This window comes from Paenibacillus sp. FSL H8-0175 (assembly GCF_045040615.1).
GTDB lineage: Bacteria > Bacillota > Bacilli > Paenibacillales > Paenibacillaceae > Paenibacillus_AQ > Paenibacillus_AQ odorifer.
On sequence record NZ_CP150299.1, the window covers coordinates 3,870,379 to 3,891,421 of the forward strand.

The following is a 21,043-nucleotide window of genomic DNA, read 5'->3' on the forward strand; positions in this document are numbered from 1 at the left end:
TTTTATCATTATAATTATACATAAATCAACAAGGAATATGCAGCAACAATATTAGAGCAATAAGACTAGGAGATCGTAATCATTATGAATCAGCATCTAAGGCACATTCACCCACTAGCCTGGACAATTATCATCGGCACCATGTTCGGACGTCTGGTGACCTCGATGAGCATCCCGTTCTTATCCATCTATCTAACCCAAGTTCTCGGAGCTTCCCCGACACAAACAGGGATTACGGTCGCGGTTAGCTCGCTGGCAGGCGTATTGGCCAGTTTTTATGGCGGTTATATTTCTGATATTGTTGGTCGTAAAATCGTCATGTTAATCTCGGTATTTGGCTGGGCAGCCGTCTTCTTCGGATTCTCAGTGGCTCAACATCTATGGGTATTTTTCCTGGTGAACACCTTGAACGGCTTATGTCGATCTGTATTCGAGCCTACTTCACGGGCACTTTTGTCCGATATTACACCACCCGAGAGTAAGCTGCTTGTCTTTAATCTTAGATATGCAGCAATTAATCTTGGTGTAGTATTTGGTCCAATCATTGGGCTACAGCTTGGCTCTGCGGAATCAACTTTTCCTTTTCTAATCGCAGGAATCGTATATGTTGCATATGGAATTGTATTATTCATGCAATTTAAGGCACATCGTTCAAGCATGCCCGCCCGTACACAAGCTCAAGCACCACGTTTACTCGAAGCTTTGACAATCACCGGTAAAGACCGTGTGTTCCTACCTGTACTCCTGGGTACCATCTTTTGTGTATTAGGATACGGTCACTTCGGCTCAACAATGGCTCAATATTTAGCGATGAATACGCATTTCACCAATGGTGGGCAATTATTCTCCTATATGTTGTCACTGAATGCTATAACCGTGTTAGTAGTGCAGTATCCCATTGTACGAACGGCAAGTAAATTCCCGCCGATTGTCCCTTTAATCCTTGGGAATATCTGCGTTGCACTTAGTCTTCTCTTAGTGGGGCTTGCAGGTGGTGTGGCTCTATTAATGATCAGTGTAGTTCTGTTCACTATAGGGGAAGTCTTACTCTTTACGATGATGGATATGTTGATCGATCGGATTGCCAAACCTGAAATGAAAGGGACGTACTTTGGTACGATTGGCTTTAATAATTTAGGGAGTGTTATGGCACCTATCTTCGGCGGGGTGTTGTTAGACCATTATGGCGCTCAGAATGGCCTTGCGATCTTCGTACCGTTGGCTTTAACAACAGCTTTTGGTCTTCCTTTTCTTCTCGTAGCGCACAAAAGACTTGTTGCCAGAGAGAAATTAACACTTGGTGTTGAAACTAGAGCAATAAAAGGATAACTTATCCAATTAAATACGTCATTTACTGGATCATACTCATATTAGTTTACATAATCATTATTATGTTAACTAACTATATGAATTAATTCATTTATCAGAAAATCGGGACCGTATCTTTGCAGAATATGCAATAGCTACGGTCTCTTTTACATAGAAAAAACGGTTAATCATATATTCCCTGCAGAAAACTCAACTGGCCTTTCACATATTGCCTTAGCTCTAAGGGCTCAATGATTTCGGAATGTCCTATTATGCTCCAGATATTAGCACATGCACTTTCATAACCAAACATATTCACCTTTAAAATGAATGCATCCCCTTCTTCTCTCATTTCCATGACCTCTAGCTGAGATAAAGAAGACCTTGTTCTCTTATCGGCTCTAATCACAACAGGATAGACCTCTTCCTCTTTACAAGCTTGCTTAAAAACCTGTCCCTGCTGCTTCCAGTGCTCTTCTAATGAAAAATCCATAGGTATAGAGTACTCTTCTTCCACAAGCTGCGTAGAGGCAATTCGCTCACATTTAAATGTGCGGATGTGCTTAGCTTCTTCACAGTAGGCTATAAGATACCATTCCTCTTTTTTCACCACAAGACCATAGGGCTGTAATTTCCTGCATGATATTTCTCCGCTAACCTTTTGGTACGCAATCTGTAGTTTCTGAGATCGCCAAACGGCTGTCCGAATAGATTCCAGACAGGGAATTTCTATTCGTTCTGTCCACCAAGGTGTGTCATCGAAAAAAAAGCGTTTTTGCGCTTTCTGAATGTCAGGTTGGTAGGATGCGGGCAATGTTTTTTGTAATTTCAACAGCGTCGTCTTCAGCTTAAGACCCGATTCAGAATGGCCCCCAGAATAGATGCCCATACCTGTTAAATATAGATTGATTACATCTTCACCATGTAACTGCTTCAGGTTAACTGTGTATCCCTCCATTAAGGAGATGCCACCATTGGGCCCCGACATAGACAACAAAGGAATTCCAGCTTCAGCTAGCACATCAATATCTCTATAGATTGAACGTACAGAGGTCTCCAAGGCTTGAGCTAGTTCATTAGCCTTCATTTTCCCTCTCGATTCCACTAATAATAAAATAGCAATCAAACGATGCAAGCGCATGAGAACCTCCGAGCTTTTCTTTTTTATCTAGTATACTTCAAAATTCTTGCCATGATGTTGTCAACAATAACAGGTTATGATTAGTTCATTACAAAAAGGGAGCTGAAACATATGAAAATTGCCGTATTAGGAACAGGGTTCGGAGCTTATCATGCAGAATTATTGACGAAAAATGAGCGTGTAGACAAAGTTATTGTTTATGGTAGAAATAAAGCTAAGCTGCAAAATTTAAAACAAACGTTAGGCGTTGAGATTACCACAAATATAGAGGATATCATGCTTGATACCACGATTGATGTGATCGATATCTGTCTGCCCGTGACTTTACATAGGCAATATGCCGTTGAGGCGCTTAAGCATGGAAAACATGTATTCTGTGAAACCCCCGTATGCTTTACCATTGAAGATGCCTTTGCGATGAAGGAAGCAGAACAATTGTATGGCAGACGAATTCTCGTGAACCAATTTATTAAATTTGATCCTGCGTACAAATATTTATACGAAACCACTTCTAATGAGAAATATGGAAAGCTTTTAGCCTTCACCTTAAAAAGAGAAACGTCTCCTCTCTGGGGGGATCTCGGACTTCATTCTATCTCCACAAATCTGATGATTCACGAACTTGATTTTGTAACGTGGCTGCTTGGATCGTTAGCAGAATACTTTGTGTGGGGAACCGATGGTGGACGAAGTGAACAAGCTTTAGTGCGTACCCATTTTCAGAAAACGAATGTCTCCGCAGAGATCGTTGTATCCTCACAAATGCCAGCTGGTTATCCTTTTTCCGTAGGGTATGAGGCTTATTTTGAACAAGGAAAGCTAGTCTATCAAGAAAGTGACGACATGAATGGCACGGTTGAAGGATCATTAATTGAATATACCTCAGCAGGTAAACAGCAACTTTTGTTAGAACAAGCTAATCCTTTTGAAAAGAGTATTACGCATGCTCTCCAATGCTTAGAGGAGGGTTCTACATCAATAATCGAGTTAGACTATGCCTTACAAGCTATGGAATTAGCAATAAAAATAGAAAAAAAGCTTGTTTAAACATAAGGGTTGGTGTATATATCCTTTTTCATGGTTTTTGTTTGTATGGGTGTAGAATTTGTAGAATTAGTGGATAGTAGCTAGGGAGAGGAATAGGTTTTGAGTTTTCTATTGTGAATTTTTCATATGTTGAAATTGTAGAATAAAGTAGTAAATTCAGTTCTTTTTGGTACGCTATGCTTAGTTTTTGTTCATAAAAAGCTGTTATTTCACAGCATTTTGGAGGGATTTCATCCTTGGGATTAAGATAGTTCAATTAGAGGATAAGTTAGCTGAACAGGCTGCCTATGATCTCGGCAGCCTGTTGTCATTGTGCTATCGTGCCCCATTAGCGTAATCGCGAGATTTATTAAATCTAACGATTAGTTTCGGAAAACTGAATCGATTGGATTGTATCAGTTAGCGGGTCAAATTGGATCGATACAAAAACTCCAAACTCGTTACCTGCTTTGCTTCTAATCCATAGTTTGAATTTCTCTTCAGACTTTTTAGGTGTTAGTTCAGTACGACCAATGTGCTTATAATCAATTATGACTGCATTGTATCGTTTTTGTGTTTCCTCTACTGCAATTTTGCCCCATTTTGCGTATTCAGGCGCAGCCTCTACTGTAACAGTGGAAAAAATAAGTATCGCCAAAAATGATATCAGTATTTTTTTCATAATAACCGCCCATCTGGAGAAGTTTTCAGTAATATCTCCCACTTTATCCAAATGTATTCTTAGACAACTTAACGCCAGCGTGCAGTCTACAACTTTATTTTTCAATTTATCAAGATCTAGATTTAGGAAAGTCAGATATAATAAAGGGTTCCACATATTAGTCATGACTAATATGTGGAACCCTTTATGCTTAACTATCGTACTCCGTTAGGATTTCTGTGGAACGAATATTTTAAATCGCATTGTTACTCATACGGCATCTTGTCCTTACCCATATATAACACACTGTTATATATGGGGTAATAGATGTAAAGTCGTTGGGTGTTCATATCTTTTATTGTATTGAATTCATCAACTCATAGTAATATTTAGAATCACTAGTCTTATAAAGGCTATACCAAGCGTCTAATGTTTTTGGAGAAAACACATCCAAAGCTTTCAAGATGTGTGCAGAAAATTCCAACGGAGCTATTCCAGATGCGGTGATCAGTTTTCCATCAGTTACAGCAGACTCCATTTTGTAATACTTTTCTCCTGTATAAGTGGGACAGATCATTTTAAGGTATTCCAGATCATTGCTTGTATGCCCACGTGAATTCAGCAATCCTGTCTGGGCAAGTCCCATTGTAGCACCACAAATCGCTGCAACCCATATACCTTCCCTTAAACACCTTTCAGCGATTTTTAAGAGGGGGTGGTGAATGGTTTCTGTCCATGTATCTCCACCGGGTAAAATCAATAGATCGGATCTTTCAATACTGCAATCATCCAATTTGATGTCAGGTAATATTTTTAATCCGCCCATTGTAGTTACTGGAGTCTTATCAATTCCCACGGTAACTATTTTTGATGGGGCCAGCCCCTTTTTATAATATCTTCCCGAGTTCAGTTCGGCAGTTAAGTAACCTATTTCCCAGTCTGCCATTGTGTCAAACACATAAAGATATACCGTATTATTCATTTGCAAGTTCTCCCTATTTTACAATTCATCAAGTGATACCAACCAGGTAATCAATGATTATCATCATTATAAAATGACTTCACTGACATCCGCTGTCAGTGAAGTTTTTAAAGTTGATAATATTCCATTAACTCCGACACAACACCAACAAGTTTTTCCTTCAAACTCTGTGGTTCGATTACTTGAATGGATTTCCCGTAGGATAAGAGAAAATTAGGAACATAGGTATGAATTGATTTTTCCTCAAGTAAAAAGATTGCTTGATTTGATGTACGCTCTTTCAGATGATGCCCCAAAAACCAATGCAGGCATAAGTCATCCAACGCCTCTGACCTACCTTCGATAATTAAAGCAATTAACCCGTCCTTGCCGACTAAATCAGGTAATAGATTTCGCAAAAAAAATTCCCGAGCCAAAAAAGCTTCGGAACGTTTAAATATGTTTTGAGTCCGCTTGATTTGTAAAATCCGTTCTACCCGAAAGCTGCGGATCTCATTTCTCAGGTGGCAAAATGCAACAATATACCATTTATTGTTCCAGTACACCATTCCATAGGGATCTATCACCCTAGTCTTGGGTTGATCATCACGGCGTGTGTGATAATCAATTTCTACAGAGAATTCGTTTGCTACAGCTTGCTCCAATTCCGCCAATACTGGCTGAATAGAAGGGTCTCCCCTACGGTTTATAACTTCAAATCCGGCTAAATGATGGCTGAGAACACTTTCCTGTTCCTGATTCGAATACATTTTCAATTTGGATGTCGCATTACCTAAAGCCTCACTCAAAGGGTATCCCGCTTCTTTTGCAAAAACAGCAGCATGAAGAAGTGCTTTTTTTTCTTCAATATCAAATAGCAGAGGTGCTCTGATAAAATTATTCAGTAAGCTATACCCGCCATTATGACCAGTGTCCGATATTATAGGCACTCCACTGGCACTTAGCGCATCAATATACCGATAGACTGTCCTTATATTTATTTCTAACTTTTCGGATATTTGTTTTGCGGTCATTTTAACACCCGAATTCAGCATCCATAGGATTGCCAGCATATTATCGTTTTTTGGCATTACATATACCTCATCTTTTATTAGGATCGCACTAAATTATTTGCTTTGCGAATCGCCTGCATCCCTTTATTCATCAATCTTTCAGCCTTTCAATCCTCACTTAGCAATCTATAAACAACAATCTGCAATTTTTAACATTGCTGCTCTTAGCTCAACCCAACAATCTACTTTACCACAACTTGTGATACAGTTCACCGCGCTGTTTGTAACGGTAAGTTTTTGGGCCATCCTTTGCAGAATGCTCTTTCTTTGATCCGCTAGGTTCCAATTGCCCTAACCGCCGTTCAGGGGACTAAAGAATATACACAGCATATACATCACCTGGAAGAATGGATATTTCCAGTTTCAATAAACTTGAGTGATGCGTATAGCCTTTACCAAGTAGACAGTTAATAACGCCTTTACACAAAAACAAACTTACCATGCGTCTGCTCATGAGCAGTAACGCACGGTAAGTTCCATCAATAATAACTCTTTATTTGGTAATATGTTGTATTTTTATGAAAATATCTTCCTTCTTCATTTATTTATGCCGTCATCAGTATTTAAGCTCACTATTCTTCCACATGGTATTCCCTTCCTTGTCGAAGCCTGTCATCTCGGTAGCGCTCATCAATTCGCCTGTTTTGACATCAAAGAAAGCGCTCATTCTCAAACTATCATTCTCACGATTAGGAGAATTCGGTGAGATACCCATAACTCTTAGCAGCAGACGTGTTTTGGAGGAGTTAGGATCAGTATTATACCCGCTGATAGTAAAATGATACCCCTTGATCCAGTCATCTGCTATAGCAGGATTTCCTGGTTTCATCCCCAGTCTCTCAACAGCTTGTTTAACTGCATCGGAAGAATCAATTTGAATATCAGATATCGCATACTGTCCTTTTACAAGTAAATTCTTATCGTGCTTTTTCACATCAGTCTTAATGGCCATTCCATTATCGATCTTGATATAAATAAAAACATTCCCTTTCTTGCTGCCAAATTCGAGATTCCAAGCATCTCTTGTTCCATCCGAACCATCGGTTCGTTCCTGGGAAACAGAAGTGTCATCCGTGCTTGTTATGTTAATAAGTAATGGCTCTTCTTCCGTCAGCTTCTTCGCCTCTGAGTACCCAAGGCGCAGTGCCTCCATCGCGGTTACGCTCTTCTTTTCATTGGTTCCCTTATTCGTTATTGTGCCAGCTGGTTTCTCTGTCTCGTTAATCATCTCACGGGTTGTTGTGGCGGCCTGTTCCTCTGATTTGTTAGAAGAGCCGTCGAAAAGAACATTTTTCATACTGAAGAATAGAACGACCATCATCACAATCAATGTAATTGAGGCTATGCTAACATATTTTCTCTTACGCAAGGCTACTTCTCCTTAGTTAATGAGTATAAGAAACTTTGGTTACGCCATAATTAACTGCTGAAGTAGTTTCCGTACTGTCCACACAATGACGATTAAATTTTCCAATTTTTAACACACCAAAATCATACAATAATGTTTCCTTAAATGCAATTCTTGTCGCATATTTTAAAATAACGGCTATTATTTACATTAACTCGAAACGAAATTGATCCTAGCTCACTGGTTTCAAAGGTTAAACTTGCCCCTATTTATGATACGGTTCACCGAGTCTGATCTTAAACTAAGCTGCCCGTAAGTGAATAAGTTAACATTCATTCCCTCGAATCCTTTGATAGACATCCGCATAGGAAAACTTAAGTTGTTCTCGCAACTTTTTATTTTCTTCTTCGAGCTTCTTCTTCTTTCGTTTTAAGGACGCAACGATGGTGTCCTTGTTGTTTTCATCGAACGCCAACAGATAATTGCATTTCTCCGCCTCATACGTTACACTCTTTATATTGACAAATTTGCAGGTCTATAAAAAAGGAGGTTAACGCGCCCATGTGCCCCCGTACCAAAGAACAAAATGAGCTCATACGCATGCAGCGCAGGGAACAAATCCTGGACTTCGCCGCGCGCACCTACTTCCGTACGGGCGGAAGCTTTGATATTCGCGACGTCGCCCGCGAGGCTGGTCTCGGTTATGGCACGGTATACCATTATTACCCCAACCGGCATTTACTAATAGAAGATGTGCTGAGCAGCGGCTTCGAGCGATGTGAGCAAACCCTGACTCAATGGGCGAACATCAGCCGGGACACCCCTGACGACAGGCAGTTGTTAACGTATTGCAAGACGTTACTCCGGTTGTGGCAGTCTGATGCCCGCGCATATCTCGTCTACAAAATGGCAGCGGAACATTTTACAGGCTTGCCAGAGAAGGATCGGCATCCTGCCAAAAGACGATTCACGGAAAGACTGTATGTTCCACTCCAATCGATCATCCAGCGCGAAGACGACAGCGTCGACCTTATGCTTGCCGTGTTGGTCAGCTGCTGCGGTCTGCACTACTATGCGAACACTTCCGAGCTGGACGTCGATCGAATCGCCCAACTCGCGATGCAAGCCATTACAAAGGAGTCCTAATACAAACATGGTTATCTTAAAAAGCAAGTATGAAATCGAAGCCATCCGCAAGGCATGCCAGGTTGTGGCCGAATGCCATCGCACAATTGCCCCGCTCATCAAACCGGGCATCACAACGAACGAGATTGAGCGCATATTCGAAGATATTATTTTGAAGCACGGCGCCAAACCCTATACGAAGGGCTACAATGGCTATCAATATGCGACCTGTGCCTCCGTCAACGACGTAATTGCACATGGCTTCCCTACAAATAAGCCACTTGAGGAAGGCGATATCGTGACGATCGACACGGTAGCGGAGCTCGACGGCTGGCTCGGCGATTCAGCCTGGAGCTATGCGGTCGGGAAGATCTCACCGACGGCTGAGAAGCTGATGCGCATCACGAAGGAGTGCCTTGACCTCGGCATCGCGCAGGCACAGCCCGGCAATCGGCTCGGAGACGTGACGAGCGCAATCCAGCGGCATGCCGAATCGAACAACTTCGGTGTCGTGCGCGACCTTCTCGCTCATGGCATCGGTCGTGACCTTCACGAGGAGCCGACCTATATGCATGTCGGCAAGCCCGGCAAAGGCCCCCGCATCAAGGAAGGCATGGTATTCACGATCGAGCCCATGATCACTGAAGGCACCTACAACATGACAATTGATCAGGACGGCTGGACCGCCCGGACGCTGGACCGCAAGCTCGCCGCCCAATACGAGCATACGATCGCCATCACCGCTGAAGGACCACAAATCCTGACCGCGCAATAGAACAATTAGAAGCCGACCAACGAGAGGGTCGACTTCTTTTTTATTTACTGAGCAGAAAACGAATGGCCCGCGGACCGATTGAATTCTTAATGCGAAAAGGATGCTAAACTTAGAAACAACAAAATCCCCCTCAATCTGAGGGGGGGTCTATCGCAATGCATTACGTTTCTCCTAACATTTCCTACAAACACTAATGATAGATGAAGATGACAGAGAAAACGGCGTTTTATCCCAGTCAGCATATTGATGTTCGACGCAAAAGCCGTGACGAGTTAATAAAGAATGTAGCGTATTCGGATCCGTGAACCGACAAGCAATTCGGGAGGTCGTTCGCTTATACCCCCAATCACGCATCGTGACCCAATGCATGATATGCTGGCCAGCATCGTAACATTGGGTGCCTGATACCTTGACGTTATTTCCATCCTTATCAATAAATGATCCCCATTCTGTCTCCTCTTGATCGGATAAATCCGTTCCCTCCGGATTTCGGGTCTCAAATGCAAAGATTCCATGAGGTTGTAAATGTTTGTGAACGGTCGTGAGCAAATCGCTTTGATCTTGATCACTTAAAAATGCCTGAAAAGCATTACCAGTCAAATAAATCATCGAAAATCGCTTGTCCGATTCGAAGGTACGGGCATCACCTTCCATAAAAGTAACAGTCAGCCCTTTCGCCTTCAACCGCGCATACGCAATCATCGCTGAAGAGATATCTACACCGGTCATTGTTATACCGGCTTTCGAGAGGGGGATCGTTGTTAAGCCTGTACCACAAGCAAGTTCTAACACTTCCCCAGGACTCGATCTGGCAAGCTCAAGATAGAACTGATATTTGTCCATTTCACCGTTAAATTCAAGATCGTAATTTACCGGATCTTGAAATTCTTCAAGATTGCTATGTTCAATCAACACCATTCCCCCTTTCATTCCTTGTTAGAATATAATCGAAATAAATGCTAATCGACAGCCATCGCGCTTAACAGTATTATTTTACTATTTTTTTGATAACACGTTTGGTGATAAACGGTTATAATCAATTTTCATCAAACATACCAGTCCTAGTTAGTTCAACCCTGAACGTTCCATTTCATATTTTATAAAATATACTTTCACCATTGAGGAAGGGGCGACAATACTCAGCGCATAATTTGGGCATTCTTTCACGCATCCAGTCATGAACATGTACATTCTCTATCTGGAAGACGTAATACCCAATAATAGCGACCAACATTAAACCTTCCAACTGCTGTAGATCTTTCGCTGTATTTTCACACTCTCTGTAATAACCCTTTAGGAAAGTATCTCTTCGATCGGTTGGTAGCATCATAGCTCCCATGGCTACATCAAGTAAAGCATAACCTTTTCCGAAAAAGCCAAAATCGATAAAACGCACCTTTCCTTCGGTTGTGATGATGATATTACCCATACACAAATCCCCATGAATAAGGTCCGGGCCAGCCTCTCCGCCATGGTCATCTAACCGGGAGTTGATCAATTGCAGCGTTTGTTCAATGACATTAGCATCAGAAGGCGTAAATAAATTGTTTTTCACACCCGAATGAATCACACGGATCATCCGTTCATTATAAGCTTTGCCTTGACTCGGGCGAATCTCCATACCTGAATGTTCGTACTGCCGAAAAAAAGTATGCAGTTCTGCTATTTGAGATCCCAGTTCTTTTACCAGTTCAAGATTGTTAACATCATTCATATTCATGTCTCTTCCATCCAACCAGGTGAGGACGGAGCAGTTTAGCAGTTCACCTTCGTATTCACTGATCGTAATAAGTTCACCCTCATTGTTTCTTACGGGAGTCTGTATTTCGTTGGTGCTCCAGCTTCCCAGCTTCTCAAGCATTTGCAATTCTCCAAGAATGCCGCTGTATGTATGTTGCAGACCTTTCATGTCCTCTATAAAAGGTTCATGAATGCGGAGTAAATATGATTTTCCCGTTCTGTCATTAACACGATAGGTTGTACTTCTACAACATTTTCGAAATATCCTGCCTATAGCTTGACGAAGCTGCCGGAATGTTTTTCGCGGCAGCCTCGTTGTGAAAGGATATTCAGCGCTCAGTTTCAATAGTCCAACCAAACTCTTTTATTTCTTAGTGATAGGCACCCATATTTCACTTTTAAAATTTGGCGATGTGATATCTTTGTGCTCATTCCATAGAATTTCAGGCCCTTTAATTAGCTCATATCCCGATGACAGAGCCCATTCCGAATATATTCGCCCCCAGATCTCTTGTAGCGCACTCGGAAAAGAGCCGACGACTGTGAATACAGCCCACATAGAGGCCTCCACTTCCAGCTGATCCAAGCCATTCCATGCGTCTTTCGTAGTGGCAACGCCAATATAATGATCGAACTCTCCTTTTTCCTCCATACGTCCTTCAGAGAAATTTGTAGAGGCGCTTATAAATCCTGAGGGCTCAACATCAGAAAATCTCTTCATCTCATCAATCATTTCCGGCGTCAACCCTTCATACATCGATGCAATCTCCGGATTAACCCCTTGGAAAATGATTGGAACCCGTTTTTTTATACCCACGATGCGAAAAGATTCTTTTTTTTCAATACGATAATTCATTTCATTTCCTCCTTTGATAGTCAGCTGAAACGACATCCGAGGGAACGCCTTAAGGGAATGTCCATGGACCCGAGCTTCCGAAGGACTAACCCCATGTATGCTATGGAAAGCCCTAGAAAAGGAATCCGGCGAATTATAACCATACTTCAGAGCAGCATCGATAATTTTGATATTACTTTGTGAAAGCTCGAGTGCTGCCAAAGTTAGACGTCGACGCCGGATGTATTCCGACAGAGTAATGCCTGCTAGGAAGGAGAACATACGAGTAAAATGATATTCCGAACAGCAGGCTATTTTCACAACCTCCTGATAATCAATGGGATTTGTTAGGTTCTCCTCAATATAGCTTATTGCTTTGTTCAGTTGTACCAGCGTATCCATGACGTTGCCTCCCCTCGTTAATTATAAGGTTATCAGAGATGGTTTTTATCTTCCCGACTTTATCTGCACGATTCTGTAGGGTTTTTTCATGTTTCGATGAACAGAGACTCAATACGAGGAAGTTACTCTCTTCTCACAAGAAGGACTACTTTTTTTGATTGTCAAAATTATAGTTAACATAATAATAATTATGTTAACTATAATCCGAAGTGCGTTCAGAAGCTCGATCGTCCACTCACTTTCACAACCTTTTCATAGCAAGAGCAAAACGCTCGATCGTCTCTTTTGACAACCCATTTACGTTCTTATTTTTTCCTTTTACCATCCGCAGTACAAACCGGTCTAGCAAAGTTAGCTTCTCTTCATAGATTTCATCTCCAAAAACTTCTTTCGTCACCGATTGGTCATATAACACTTCTGGAAACGCAGATTTCAATTCTTGTGAGGCCTGTTCACCTGTTGCTCCTGCACAAACAAACAATCCTACTCGTTTTTTCCCTAGTTCATTTTGATATTTTGTTGTAAAATCAGTCATTTGTTTTTGGATTTTTCCATAATAAATAGATCCTCCCAAGATGACCGTATCATATCGTTCTAGTGTCAGCTCTTTAACATGCATCAAATTAACTACTTCGGTTTCTTCGCACAGTTGAGATTTTAATAAATAAGCCGCTTTTTCCGCACACCCATATTTCGAGGTATACATAATTATTGTCTTCATTCTAATCACTCCCTGCCGCGCTGGTCACTTATTATCTTAAGGGTTCACGTACATGCTTTAACAAAATAACCATACAAGCAGCAATAGCTACAGTCATCGTCGGAAAAATTACACACTCGGCTATAGACACAGCCACACCGCTATAGATCATTGCCACCAGCATTGCCGTAATTGCTAGCAGTAATGTAACTCCTTTAAAAACAACGACAGTTGCCAGTAGGTACCCAAAAGGTTGTCTACGAATGACCATAATCCCCGTTACAATTGCTAATGGGACTAAGATCGCAAGATCCAAAACTTGAATTACCAATGTACTATAGTGCTCTAGCCCTTGTGGCGGTGTTCCCCCCAGTAGTGAATTCAGTATTTTCCCTAACCAGAGCAATAAAATCATAAAAGCAATAACCATTAGGGAAAAGCCGATTCCTTTAGAAGGTAAACTGTTTTTAAAGTAAGTATGTATGGATTCTTTATCAAAGGAAAATAAGGCTAGGATGAATGCGAAAAAACTTAAGGAAAACAACAGCACATAAACTAAAAACAATGAATTGTACATCGTCAGAAAGCTGTAGGATGCGTAAGTATATAAAAAGTACCCCAGAGTGCCCGTAAGGAGCATCCTCCCCTTTATCGAGCCTTTAATTGTCATGATGAGCGAGTTGAGCAGTAAAGGTATGGCAAGAAATAATGTAACTCCATCCTGTGCTTTAGCTTGTGCCGCCGCAGAGACAGAATCATGGCTGTACACTCCTGACCCCTGAAGCTTTACATCCTCGCCCCATATTGACGTGAAAGTATATTTTGTTCTATCACTTATCCCATCTGAAAACAACCCAACCGCTGTTGCAAACACTGCAATAACCGAAATCATCACCGACAGCACTACGACTTTCCTTATATGTTTTATAACAACCGCCCCATCCCTTCATAAAAATATTTAGATTTCACCTGGAAGCAATAGCAACCATTGAATCCAAATGACATGAAATCAGAGCTTCGACCTGATCATCAGGCAGATCCTTTTCGACAAGCAAACGCATAATTAAACCGAATGCTGCACTCCATATCACCTGAGCTGTGAGTTCTACGAAAGCTTTTCCACGGTTTTTTTGTGCTTCAAATCTGAGCAGACCCTGGCAGAGCATCCCAATCGCTTTACGTTCCTGTGCAGCTCCTCTAAATAGAACAGCCGTGTAACTAAGAACAGCCGGTGCATCGTTTAGCATGACATTCCGGTATTCTACACCCATAGAAAGAGACATCCTGATGAACTTCTCCAATGATCGTTTTAAAAGTGTATCTGGAGGTAATTCCTGCTGTACCTCTTGTTGCACAGACTGAAGCTCAGAAAGCATATCCGTATATTTTTGTTGCAAATAGTTCTCGATAATCTCTTCTTTGCCTTTAAAATAATGATAAATAATTCCCGGTGAATATTCGATTTTCTCAGCGATTTTTCGGATAGACAGCTTCTCTATTCCCTCTTCGGCAATCAATAAAGCTGCATTTTGCAGGATCAGATTTCTCATTTCTTCACGCTCACGTACTTTTCGTTGTTCTTTAGTCATAAATTCGTCTCCTTGTGGATTGAACACCGTTTAATATTTGAACATTGTTCAATATATATTTTGAATTATTTTATGTCAATCTCCTTAGTCACATGTATTCTCCTCCCCCAATGTACATATCGGACATAAAAAATCCGCCAGTCATTTAGACTGACGGAACCTTTAATTTGTGAAGTTAAAGGATTACAGACAGAGGGTTTTAGTAATGATAACCAACAGGATAAACAGAACCAGAATAGCTCCTGTGGAAGTGAAACCACCGTATCCTCCTGCAAATTCGCCCATTGTTGACTCCTCCTTTGTAATTGAGTACATCATAAGATATGCAATATTGCCCTCACTGACTGGGTATTTTGAACACAAAAAATAAACCAACGACCTTTTTTATGGTGAATGGTTTAATAGGTTAACATAATTAATGTTATGTTAACTTCAATAGAGAGCATAAGATGCTCCCTACATCACAATTCGTATATGTTCTTAATAGCTAGCCAGTTTTATAAAAAATCACAATTTCCTGACCTTCCGTCTTGACGCTCTCTTTGTCATTCTCTACTGTCTAGCGCTCACTCGCTTAGCCCCTTTTTCAATCCATTTGCCGTTAGTAACAAGCTCCATAGCTAAAAGAAACCAGCAATATAACGGTTTTTATTTCTTAATCCTATTAATAGTTAATGTGTTGAAGTATTGGCTGGGGTTGCCTTGCTGTGGATTAAAGCGCTCTTGAAACTCTCCATGGGTATAGTCCCCGATCACTTTATGCCAGAAATCACGAGCAGGTGTATTCGCACGGACTTGTGAAACCTTCCATTCCCCAGAGTACATATCAAAGAGCTTATGCGCAGCCCATGTACCTACACCACTTCGGCGGTATTTTTGCATCACAAAAAACTCAGTCATATAAAACTGGCCTTCAGGATTACGCAATAACCTGTCCACCAAAGCAAAACCAGCAATATGCCCGTCCACCTTAAACAAATATGCGAATTTATTATTTCCGCTACTCCAATAAGCTTCTAGTCCCGGATAGGCCGGAAATACCCCGTCTTGATTGACATCAAATTCTAAATAACTGGTGAAATCATATAGGTAGAACTGCATTAATCTGCTTATAGTATGCTTACGTTCTTTGGGAACCAGCTCAATTTCAAGTTTCATTATGTGCACCTCTGACATTTATGTTTACTTCACATCATGTTTCAACCAAAAATCCCTTTAGTACCAAGGGTTTTCTCTTCTCCATCAGGTCAAAATCACAAATAGGTCACATTTTTTTTACTAAAGACTCATTACCCTGTCTAACGTGTCTGCAACTTCTTGCTGCATAGATGGGATCACATGACTGTAAGTATCCAACGTTATGCCGACTTTAGAATGTCCCATTCGTTCTGAAAGGATCTTCACATTAATGTTTTCCTTTATCAGAATCGTAGCATGGGTATGACGTAAGCTATGGAACGGGATGTGTGGCATATTGGCTTTTATCAAATCTTTTTTATATGCTGTAGTAAGAGCGTCTGGAAAGATATTCTTCCCATTTTTATAATTAAAAATAATCAAATCCATATCAATGAATCTTGATCCTAGCCGCAACTTAAATTCTAAATACTTTTTTCGCTGTTCCTTTAGGATCTCAATAAGTGCGTTTGGTATAGATACTCTACGGACACCAGACGATGTTTTTGCGCCTTGTTTAATGGTCTTTCCGAAGTTAACCAATGTCTGATTGACTGCAAGCTCTTTTTTCTCAAAGTCGATATCCTGCCATCTTAGTGCACATATTTCACCTTTTCTAAGTCCGCAATATAGAGCTAGTGCATAAGCACAATAAAATCTATAATCTTTTGCTACTTTTAAAAATTCCATAGTTTGTTCAAGAGTCCATATTTTCATTTCGAGTTTCACATACTTGGGAAGTGTTACTTTTCGCATTGGATTGTCTTTGATAATTTTATACATTATGGCTTTGTCTAGTGCCTTCTTTACAACTGTTACGACTCTATCAATTGAATTTCTTGCATAACCCTCTTCATGCATACCTGTAACGAATTTTTGACATTGCATTGGGGTAAGTTTCTGAAGTCTTATGTTACCGAGTTTAGGTTTAATATGATTTTTAAAAGCCAAATAATTATGATAATAAGTTGTCTCATTAACCTGTAGAATTCTATCAGTCTTGAACCAATCCTCAAAGAAATTAGCAACAGTTAATGTGTTTGGAGAAGAGTATTGTCCAGCGTTGACCTCGTTTTTGAGTTCAAGCATTTTTTCATCAGCTTCACGCTTAGACTTAAACCCCTTTCTTCTTATTTGTTTTCTTTCACCAGTTTCATCCTGATAATCAAATATAAATCTCCAAGTCTTGGTTTTTTCATCGTATTTAGGAACTGCCATTTCAACACTCTCCCACTCTAATAGAATAGGAGTCAAAGCATGTGACTATCTTATATTATATCACATGATTTTGACTCCTATATAATGTTAACTATATGTATTATTAATCATATTAATCACTTTCCTTCTCTTAGCCACTTATCAAAAACTTCTTCATGCACTAAGTATCTTCGACCAATTACGAGTAGTATTGAAGTGATATTTGCGCCAAATTGTGGAGTTTCTTTATATATAAGGTTTATCCATGATTTAGCCCCGTTTTCCTGATTTCCTACCCCATCCAATTATGAAAGTGTAAGCAATCCATAACGAGCCGTGAAGGTGAATTGCCGTAGGCAAGAGGATGGTGCGGCAGGTCTATTATTTTGACAGTACTGCTTGCCAGTGCTGGAAATATAATAGAGTTGGTATTAGCATCCTGATTTTAACTTGAACTATGAACAATAACTAAAGTGCAAGGTCAAGTACACCGTCATAAAACTTGCACAAGACGCAAGTAGTATTCCGTAGCCATCCAACTGCATTGGCTGTCCTCAAGTTGATTATGGTTATGTTGAGTTTAACTATTCCTCTCACATCAATTCTAAGCTACGATTTGTTTGATTACTCTCATATTTCAGACTTCTATGTGGGTAGTGATCACTTTAGTTGCATGAAGATATGTTAATTGTTACCATCTCCAATCATATTTTAAATTGCAACACAAAAATGCCCTACCAAAATGTTCGACTGGCAGGGCATTAAATATTTATGTTCTATAGATTAAATCTTTAGAATTGTCTTGCACTTACATCAACATTAAGCGCATGTCCAGTGGTACTGTAGATATATACTCCAAAAGTATCAGTTATTCCGCCACCTAACATATCCTTAAATGAGATTGTTTTCTGCTCACCAGCAGCAATCTTAACATCTGTAAACACGCTACCATTCAATTTTATTTGAAATTGAACTGGATTACTGCTCTTATTCTTCATCCAAATATTTAAGTTAACACCATCAGAAGCTGTACAAGTAAATGAATCATTAAAAGCTCCACCTGTATGAGAAACAGGGATTATCTTATACGCCTCTGAGAAAAGTGAAACTAATGGTGGTTCAATCCCATTTCCAACCTGTAACCTCGTACCTGGCCCTTCAATAATATTATTTTCAAAAGTATATTCACCAAAATGAATTACATCAGTATTTTCAGAGAATGGAGATACTGTAGAAACTTCAGACACTGGAGTTACTGTAGATACTGTAGAATTTTGCGTCGTCGTTGAATCTCCAAAACTTGTTGCAGAAGCAGCAGGAGTCAACAGAAGAGATGTTGCTAAGCCTAGTTCTAGTAGTTTAATCAAATAAATCGCCTCCCAGAGATATATTAATTTGGATTACATTGTTATTATACCATTATTACCCTTATTTGTTTATAGTATCTTATTACTATAATTACTAATCTGTTTATAAGTATCATATCTTCTACAATTTTTGTTTTCAATCGACAATTTTTAATATTTTTCCACACATCATTTACCTTATATTGTAATTTACGTGGATATTGTTTTACATTAAAATCCCCTAATTAATTATTTTATTAGTTATTTGAATCATTTACACTTGTGTAATTGATAGAAAACAACTAGCTAACAGTAACATTATCCTTAATTATACAATTTTACTGTTATAAACATAAAAGAAACACCTGACCAACTTTTGTAGGGAGGATGAAATTTCGTCCCCCTTTGCTGTTACATAAGTTCAATACACCCCATCGTTCAGCAAAATTTTGCGTAATGTTAGTTATTTCGTATCACCATAGCGCTCCGTCAAATTTGACGGACAGGTTAGACAATGTATGTTCAACATCCCCCCTTTACTTGCTTTGGGGTTCCCAAAACGGTAGATGTCTGTCAATTATCGTGAATCCCGACAATCGGAAATTTTCCGGTGGCTACATCCCCTAACGGTTCAAGAGTTCATTAGTATTAATCCTATTTACAGAAAATCCGTGATTTGAACGGTGAATTATATATGAGTTTCTGTTTTCCCTTTTAGGGTAAACATTGTCACATGCTTTGACTCGGTTTAGAAATCACAAACAGGTCACAAAAAGCAGTCAAAACGACTTATTTCCAGTCATTTATCAGTACAAGTCAGTAAATACAATTTCGTCACTAACCCTTTAACAGTAAGCTTTCTCAGTGTTTTCAAGGCTTTTTCAGAAGGCTAAAAATAGCCCATATGATTTTTACTTCACATCATAAAGCTTAGCGGCATCAGGAGCAAGGCTCGGACCTAGTTTCCCATTCATTCGAAGTCCAATCTGGGACAAAACATGTTAAGATAGAAGGAAGAGATTTTATGCAATCTATGGAAAAAGGTGAATCACATGAGCGTTCAAAAGAACGATGACCGTAAAAAACTTGATCAAAAGCTACCCCTCATGCCCTGGTTCGTTCAGCAGTTTATTGATTATAAACGCCCTGATCTCTCCCCTTCCACACTGCTGGAGTATATCCGGGATTATGAATCTTTTTTCGGCTGGTTGCGTGCAGAGGGCTTATCTCAAGCCGGCTCAAATACCGAGATCACACTTCTAGAATTGGAAACCCTACATATGGACAGTATTGTCGGATATCGGTTGCATCTAACTACTCGCGCCGAGGGAACGAACACTCGAGTTACTGTATCCCGTAAGTTATCTGCATTACGCTCCTTATTTCATTATTTAAGTCAAATCGCCGAGGATGAGAACTTTTATCCATTGCTTAAACGCAACATTATGGCTAAGGTTGAGGTCAAACGAACACATAAGCCAAAGGATACTGCCGCTAAGTTAAAGGGTAAGATTTTGGAAGATGAGGAATTACTGGAGTTTGTGGGGTACATTTATGAAGGTTATGGACGGGATGTGGAAGGTAACAAACAGGCTTATTATTCGTTTCAATTAAATCATGAGCGCGACGCCTGTATTGCCAGCTTAATTCTGAACTCTGGCCTGCGTGTGTCTGAGGTAGTCAATCTAAACGTAGACGATTTGGATGTTAACAACAAGCTGCTATATGTCACCCGCAAAGGGAATAATGACGAAACGTTCAAGACACCTGTCTATTTTCGAGAGCAAGCTAAAGATGATCTAGCTCTTTATCTTAGTCTGCGCCAATCTCGCTACAAAACACCCAAGAGAGAAAAAGCCTTGTTTATCTCTCTCCCTAACGGGCGTCAAGAAGGCAAACGTATGACCAAACGTGCGATTCAAGAAATGATTATTAAGTACGCTAAACGCTTTGGTAAACCGTATCTTACGGTTCATAAGCTGCGTCATTCTTTTGCAACAGATTATTATCTGCAAAATGATATTTATAAAACGAAGGAACAGCTCGGGCACGCATCCACCGAAACAACTGAGATCTACGCTCATCTAACGGATAAAACGATGTCCGAGGCGATCGAGCGGCGTACCGATAATTAATCATCACCAAGGGGAGCTTATACTTCGGATGAGTAGCCGCTCTTCGCTAGTGCAGAGTTGTTATCGGTCTCAGCGGACCTTAAATGCAGGATTATCTCACATTTGGGTGGCTAACGGACCCCCAAGGTCGCTATTGGCCTGAAATACGTAAATATGAGCTCCATTCTATGAAATAGCGACGCTGAGGTCCGAAACCCCGCTTAAAAGGTGATAAATAAACAAATAAGATCATCTGAGTCCTTAAGCATCCGCGGGGGATTAATCTCGGCAGTGGTGCAGGCTAATAACTCCAACCAGCAGAGCAGCGACTCTTCCGATAGGAGAATTGCTATGATAGTGTTGCCTACCCGGGCATTTCATTCTCGCTTTTTTTCAAATTTGAGTACAACCGGCGGGCACCCCTAACCCTTTTATTGTTGCACTAAAAACCCACTTACGGTACGCAAGTGGGTTTTCTTATTCTAGTTTCTGGGGTAAAATCTCCCTTTAAACCGGTTGTAAGCGA

At 40.3% G+C, this 21,043-nt stretch carries 20 protein-coding genes; 5 read left to right on the top strand and 15 right to left on the bottom strand.

Translation table 11 applies throughout. From position 1 onward, the window contains the following. Positions 1 to 84: 84 nt before the first annotated feature. Positions 85 to 1,329 (top strand): MFS transporter, encoded by a 1,245-nt coding sequence (locus MHH46_RS17215; RefSeq protein WP_076126732.1) that lies wholly within the window; start codon positions 85 to 87, stop codon positions 1,327 to 1,329. 163 nt (positions 1,330 to 1,492) lie between these two features. Here MHH46_RS17215 and MHH46_RS17220 read toward each other — a convergent pair whose 3' ends face one another. After that, entirely contained in the window at positions 1,493 to 2,449 is a 957-nt protein-coding gene (locus tag MHH46_RS17220; RefSeq protein WP_076190220.1) for a YafY family protein, read from the bottom strand. Positions 2,450 to 2,560: 111 nt separating this feature from the next. Here MHH46_RS17220 and MHH46_RS17225 point away from each other — a divergent pair, with 111 nt between their 5' ends. Continuing rightward, positions 2,561 to 3,496 (top strand): Gfo/Idh/MocA family protein, encoded by a 936-nt coding sequence (locus MHH46_RS17225; RefSeq protein ID WP_076190219.1) that lies wholly within the window; start codon positions 2,561 to 2,563, stop codon positions 3,494 to 3,496. Positions 3,497 to 3,851: 355 nt separating this feature from the next. On the opposite strand, the gene MHH46_RS17230 is transcribed toward MHH46_RS17225, so the two are convergent. The 4 genes from MHH46_RS17230 to MHH46_RS17245 all read right to left on the bottom strand — a co-directional run bounded on the left by MHH46_RS17230 (position 3,852) and on the right by MHH46_RS17245 (position 7,539). Further along, positions 3,852 to 4,262 (bottom strand): DUF3889 domain-containing protein, encoded by a 411-nt coding sequence (locus MHH46_RS17230; protein ID WP_405132501.1) that lies wholly within the window; start codon positions 4,260 to 4,262, stop codon positions 3,852 to 3,854. Positions 4,263 to 4,491: 229 nt separating this feature from the next. Beyond that, a complete protein-coding gene (locus tag MHH46_RS17235) occupies positions 4,492 to 5,118 on the bottom strand; it encodes a type 1 glutamine amidotransferase family protein (RefSeq protein ID WP_076126738.1) in 627 nt (208 codons plus the stop codon). A 107-nt stretch (positions 5,119 to 5,225) separates the two neighbouring features. Further along, complete coding sequence (locus MHH46_RS17240) at positions 5,226 to 6,188, bottom strand: YafY family protein (RefSeq protein WP_076190218.1); 963 nt, start codon at positions 6,186 to 6,188, stop codon at positions 5,226 to 5,228. Between the two features lie 538 nt (positions 6,189 to 6,726). Continuing rightward, the gene (locus MHH46_RS17245) at positions 6,727 to 7,539 is read right to left on the bottom strand and encodes a hypothetical protein (RefSeq protein WP_076190217.1); all 813 of its coding nucleotides are present in this window, start codon (positions 7,537 to 7,539) and stop codon (positions 6,727 to 6,729) included. 579 nt (positions 7,540 to 8,118) lie between these two features. On the opposite strand from MHH46_RS17245, the gene MHH46_RS17250 reads away from it, so the two are divergent. Then, complete coding sequence (locus MHH46_RS17250) at positions 8,119 to 8,664, top strand: TetR/AcrR family transcriptional regulator (protein WP_339168078.1); 546 nt, start codon at positions 8,119 to 8,121, stop codon at positions 8,662 to 8,664. Positions 8,665 to 8,671: 7 nt separating this feature from the next. Further along, a complete protein-coding gene (gene map / locus MHH46_RS17255; RefSeq protein ID WP_076184402.1) occupies positions 8,672 to 9,418 on the top strand; it encodes a type I methionyl aminopeptidase in 747 nt (248 codons plus the stop codon). Between the two features lie 171 nt (positions 9,419 to 9,589). Here map and MHH46_RS17260 read toward each other — a convergent pair whose 3' ends face one another. From MHH46_RS17260 to MHH46_RS17305, 10 genes are all read right to left on the bottom strand, one after another. Then, positions 9,590 to 10,330: a class I SAM-dependent methyltransferase gene (locus MHH46_RS17260; RefSeq protein ID WP_081387751.1), complete on the bottom strand. Its 741-nt coding sequence runs from the start codon at positions 10,328 to 10,330 to the stop codon at positions 9,590 to 9,592. Positions 10,331 to 10,508: 178 nt separating this feature from the next. Continuing rightward, on the bottom strand, positions 10,509 to 11,468 hold the full coding sequence (locus tag MHH46_RS17265; protein WP_081387773.1) for a phosphotransferase enzyme family protein: 960 nt from the start codon (positions 11,466 to 11,468) through the stop codon (positions 10,509 to 10,511). Positions 11,469 to 11,522: 54 nt separating this feature from the next. After that, positions 11,523 to 12,395, bottom strand: a complete 873-nt coding sequence (locus MHH46_RS17270; protein ID WP_076190214.1) for an AraC family transcriptional regulator — start codon at positions 12,393 to 12,395, stop codon at positions 11,523 to 11,525. A gap of 241 nt (positions 12,396 to 12,636) precedes the next feature. Next, complete coding sequence (locus MHH46_RS17275; RefSeq protein WP_076190213.1) at positions 12,637 to 13,116, bottom strand: flavodoxin domain-containing protein; 480 nt, start codon at positions 13,114 to 13,116, stop codon at positions 12,637 to 12,639. Positions 13,117 to 13,147: 31 nt separating this feature from the next. Continuing rightward, positions 13,148 to 13,999: a hypothetical protein gene (locus MHH46_RS17280; protein ID WP_081387750.1), complete on the bottom strand. Its 852-nt coding sequence runs from the start codon at positions 13,997 to 13,999 to the stop codon at positions 13,148 to 13,150. Between the two features lie 61 nt (positions 14,000 to 14,060). Beyond that, positions 14,061 to 14,684, bottom strand: a complete 624-nt coding sequence (locus MHH46_RS17285) for a TetR/AcrR family transcriptional regulator (RefSeq protein ID WP_076190212.1) — start codon at positions 14,682 to 14,684, stop codon at positions 14,061 to 14,063. A 183-nt stretch (positions 14,685 to 14,867) separates the two neighbouring features. Further along, entirely contained in the window at positions 14,868 to 14,969 is a 102-nt protein-coding gene (locus MHH46_RS17290; protein ID WP_197069683.1) for a sporulation protein YjcZ, read from the bottom strand. A gap of 363 nt (positions 14,970 to 15,332) precedes the next feature. After that, complete coding sequence (locus tag MHH46_RS17295; protein WP_076190211.1) at positions 15,333 to 15,842, bottom strand: GNAT family N-acetyltransferase; 510 nt, start codon at positions 15,840 to 15,842, stop codon at positions 15,333 to 15,335. 120 nt (positions 15,843 to 15,962) lie between these two features. After that, positions 15,963 to 17,078: a site-specific integrase gene (locus MHH46_RS17300; protein WP_076190210.1), complete on the bottom strand. Its 1,116-nt coding sequence runs from the start codon at positions 17,076 to 17,078 to the stop codon at positions 15,963 to 15,965. A 770-nt stretch (positions 17,079 to 17,848) separates the two neighbouring features. Further along, positions 17,849 to 18,424, bottom strand: a complete 576-nt coding sequence (locus MHH46_RS17305; RefSeq protein ID WP_076190209.1) for a hypothetical protein — start codon at positions 18,422 to 18,424, stop codon at positions 17,849 to 17,851. Between the two features lie 1,031 nt (positions 18,425 to 19,455). Between MHH46_RS17305 and xerS the strand changes: the two genes are divergently transcribed. Then, a complete protein-coding gene (gene xerS, locus MHH46_RS17310) occupies positions 19,456 to 20,538 on the top strand; it encodes a tyrosine recombinase XerS (RefSeq protein WP_076190208.1) in 1,083 nt (360 codons plus the stop codon). Positions 20,539 to 21,043 lie beyond the last annotated feature (505 nt).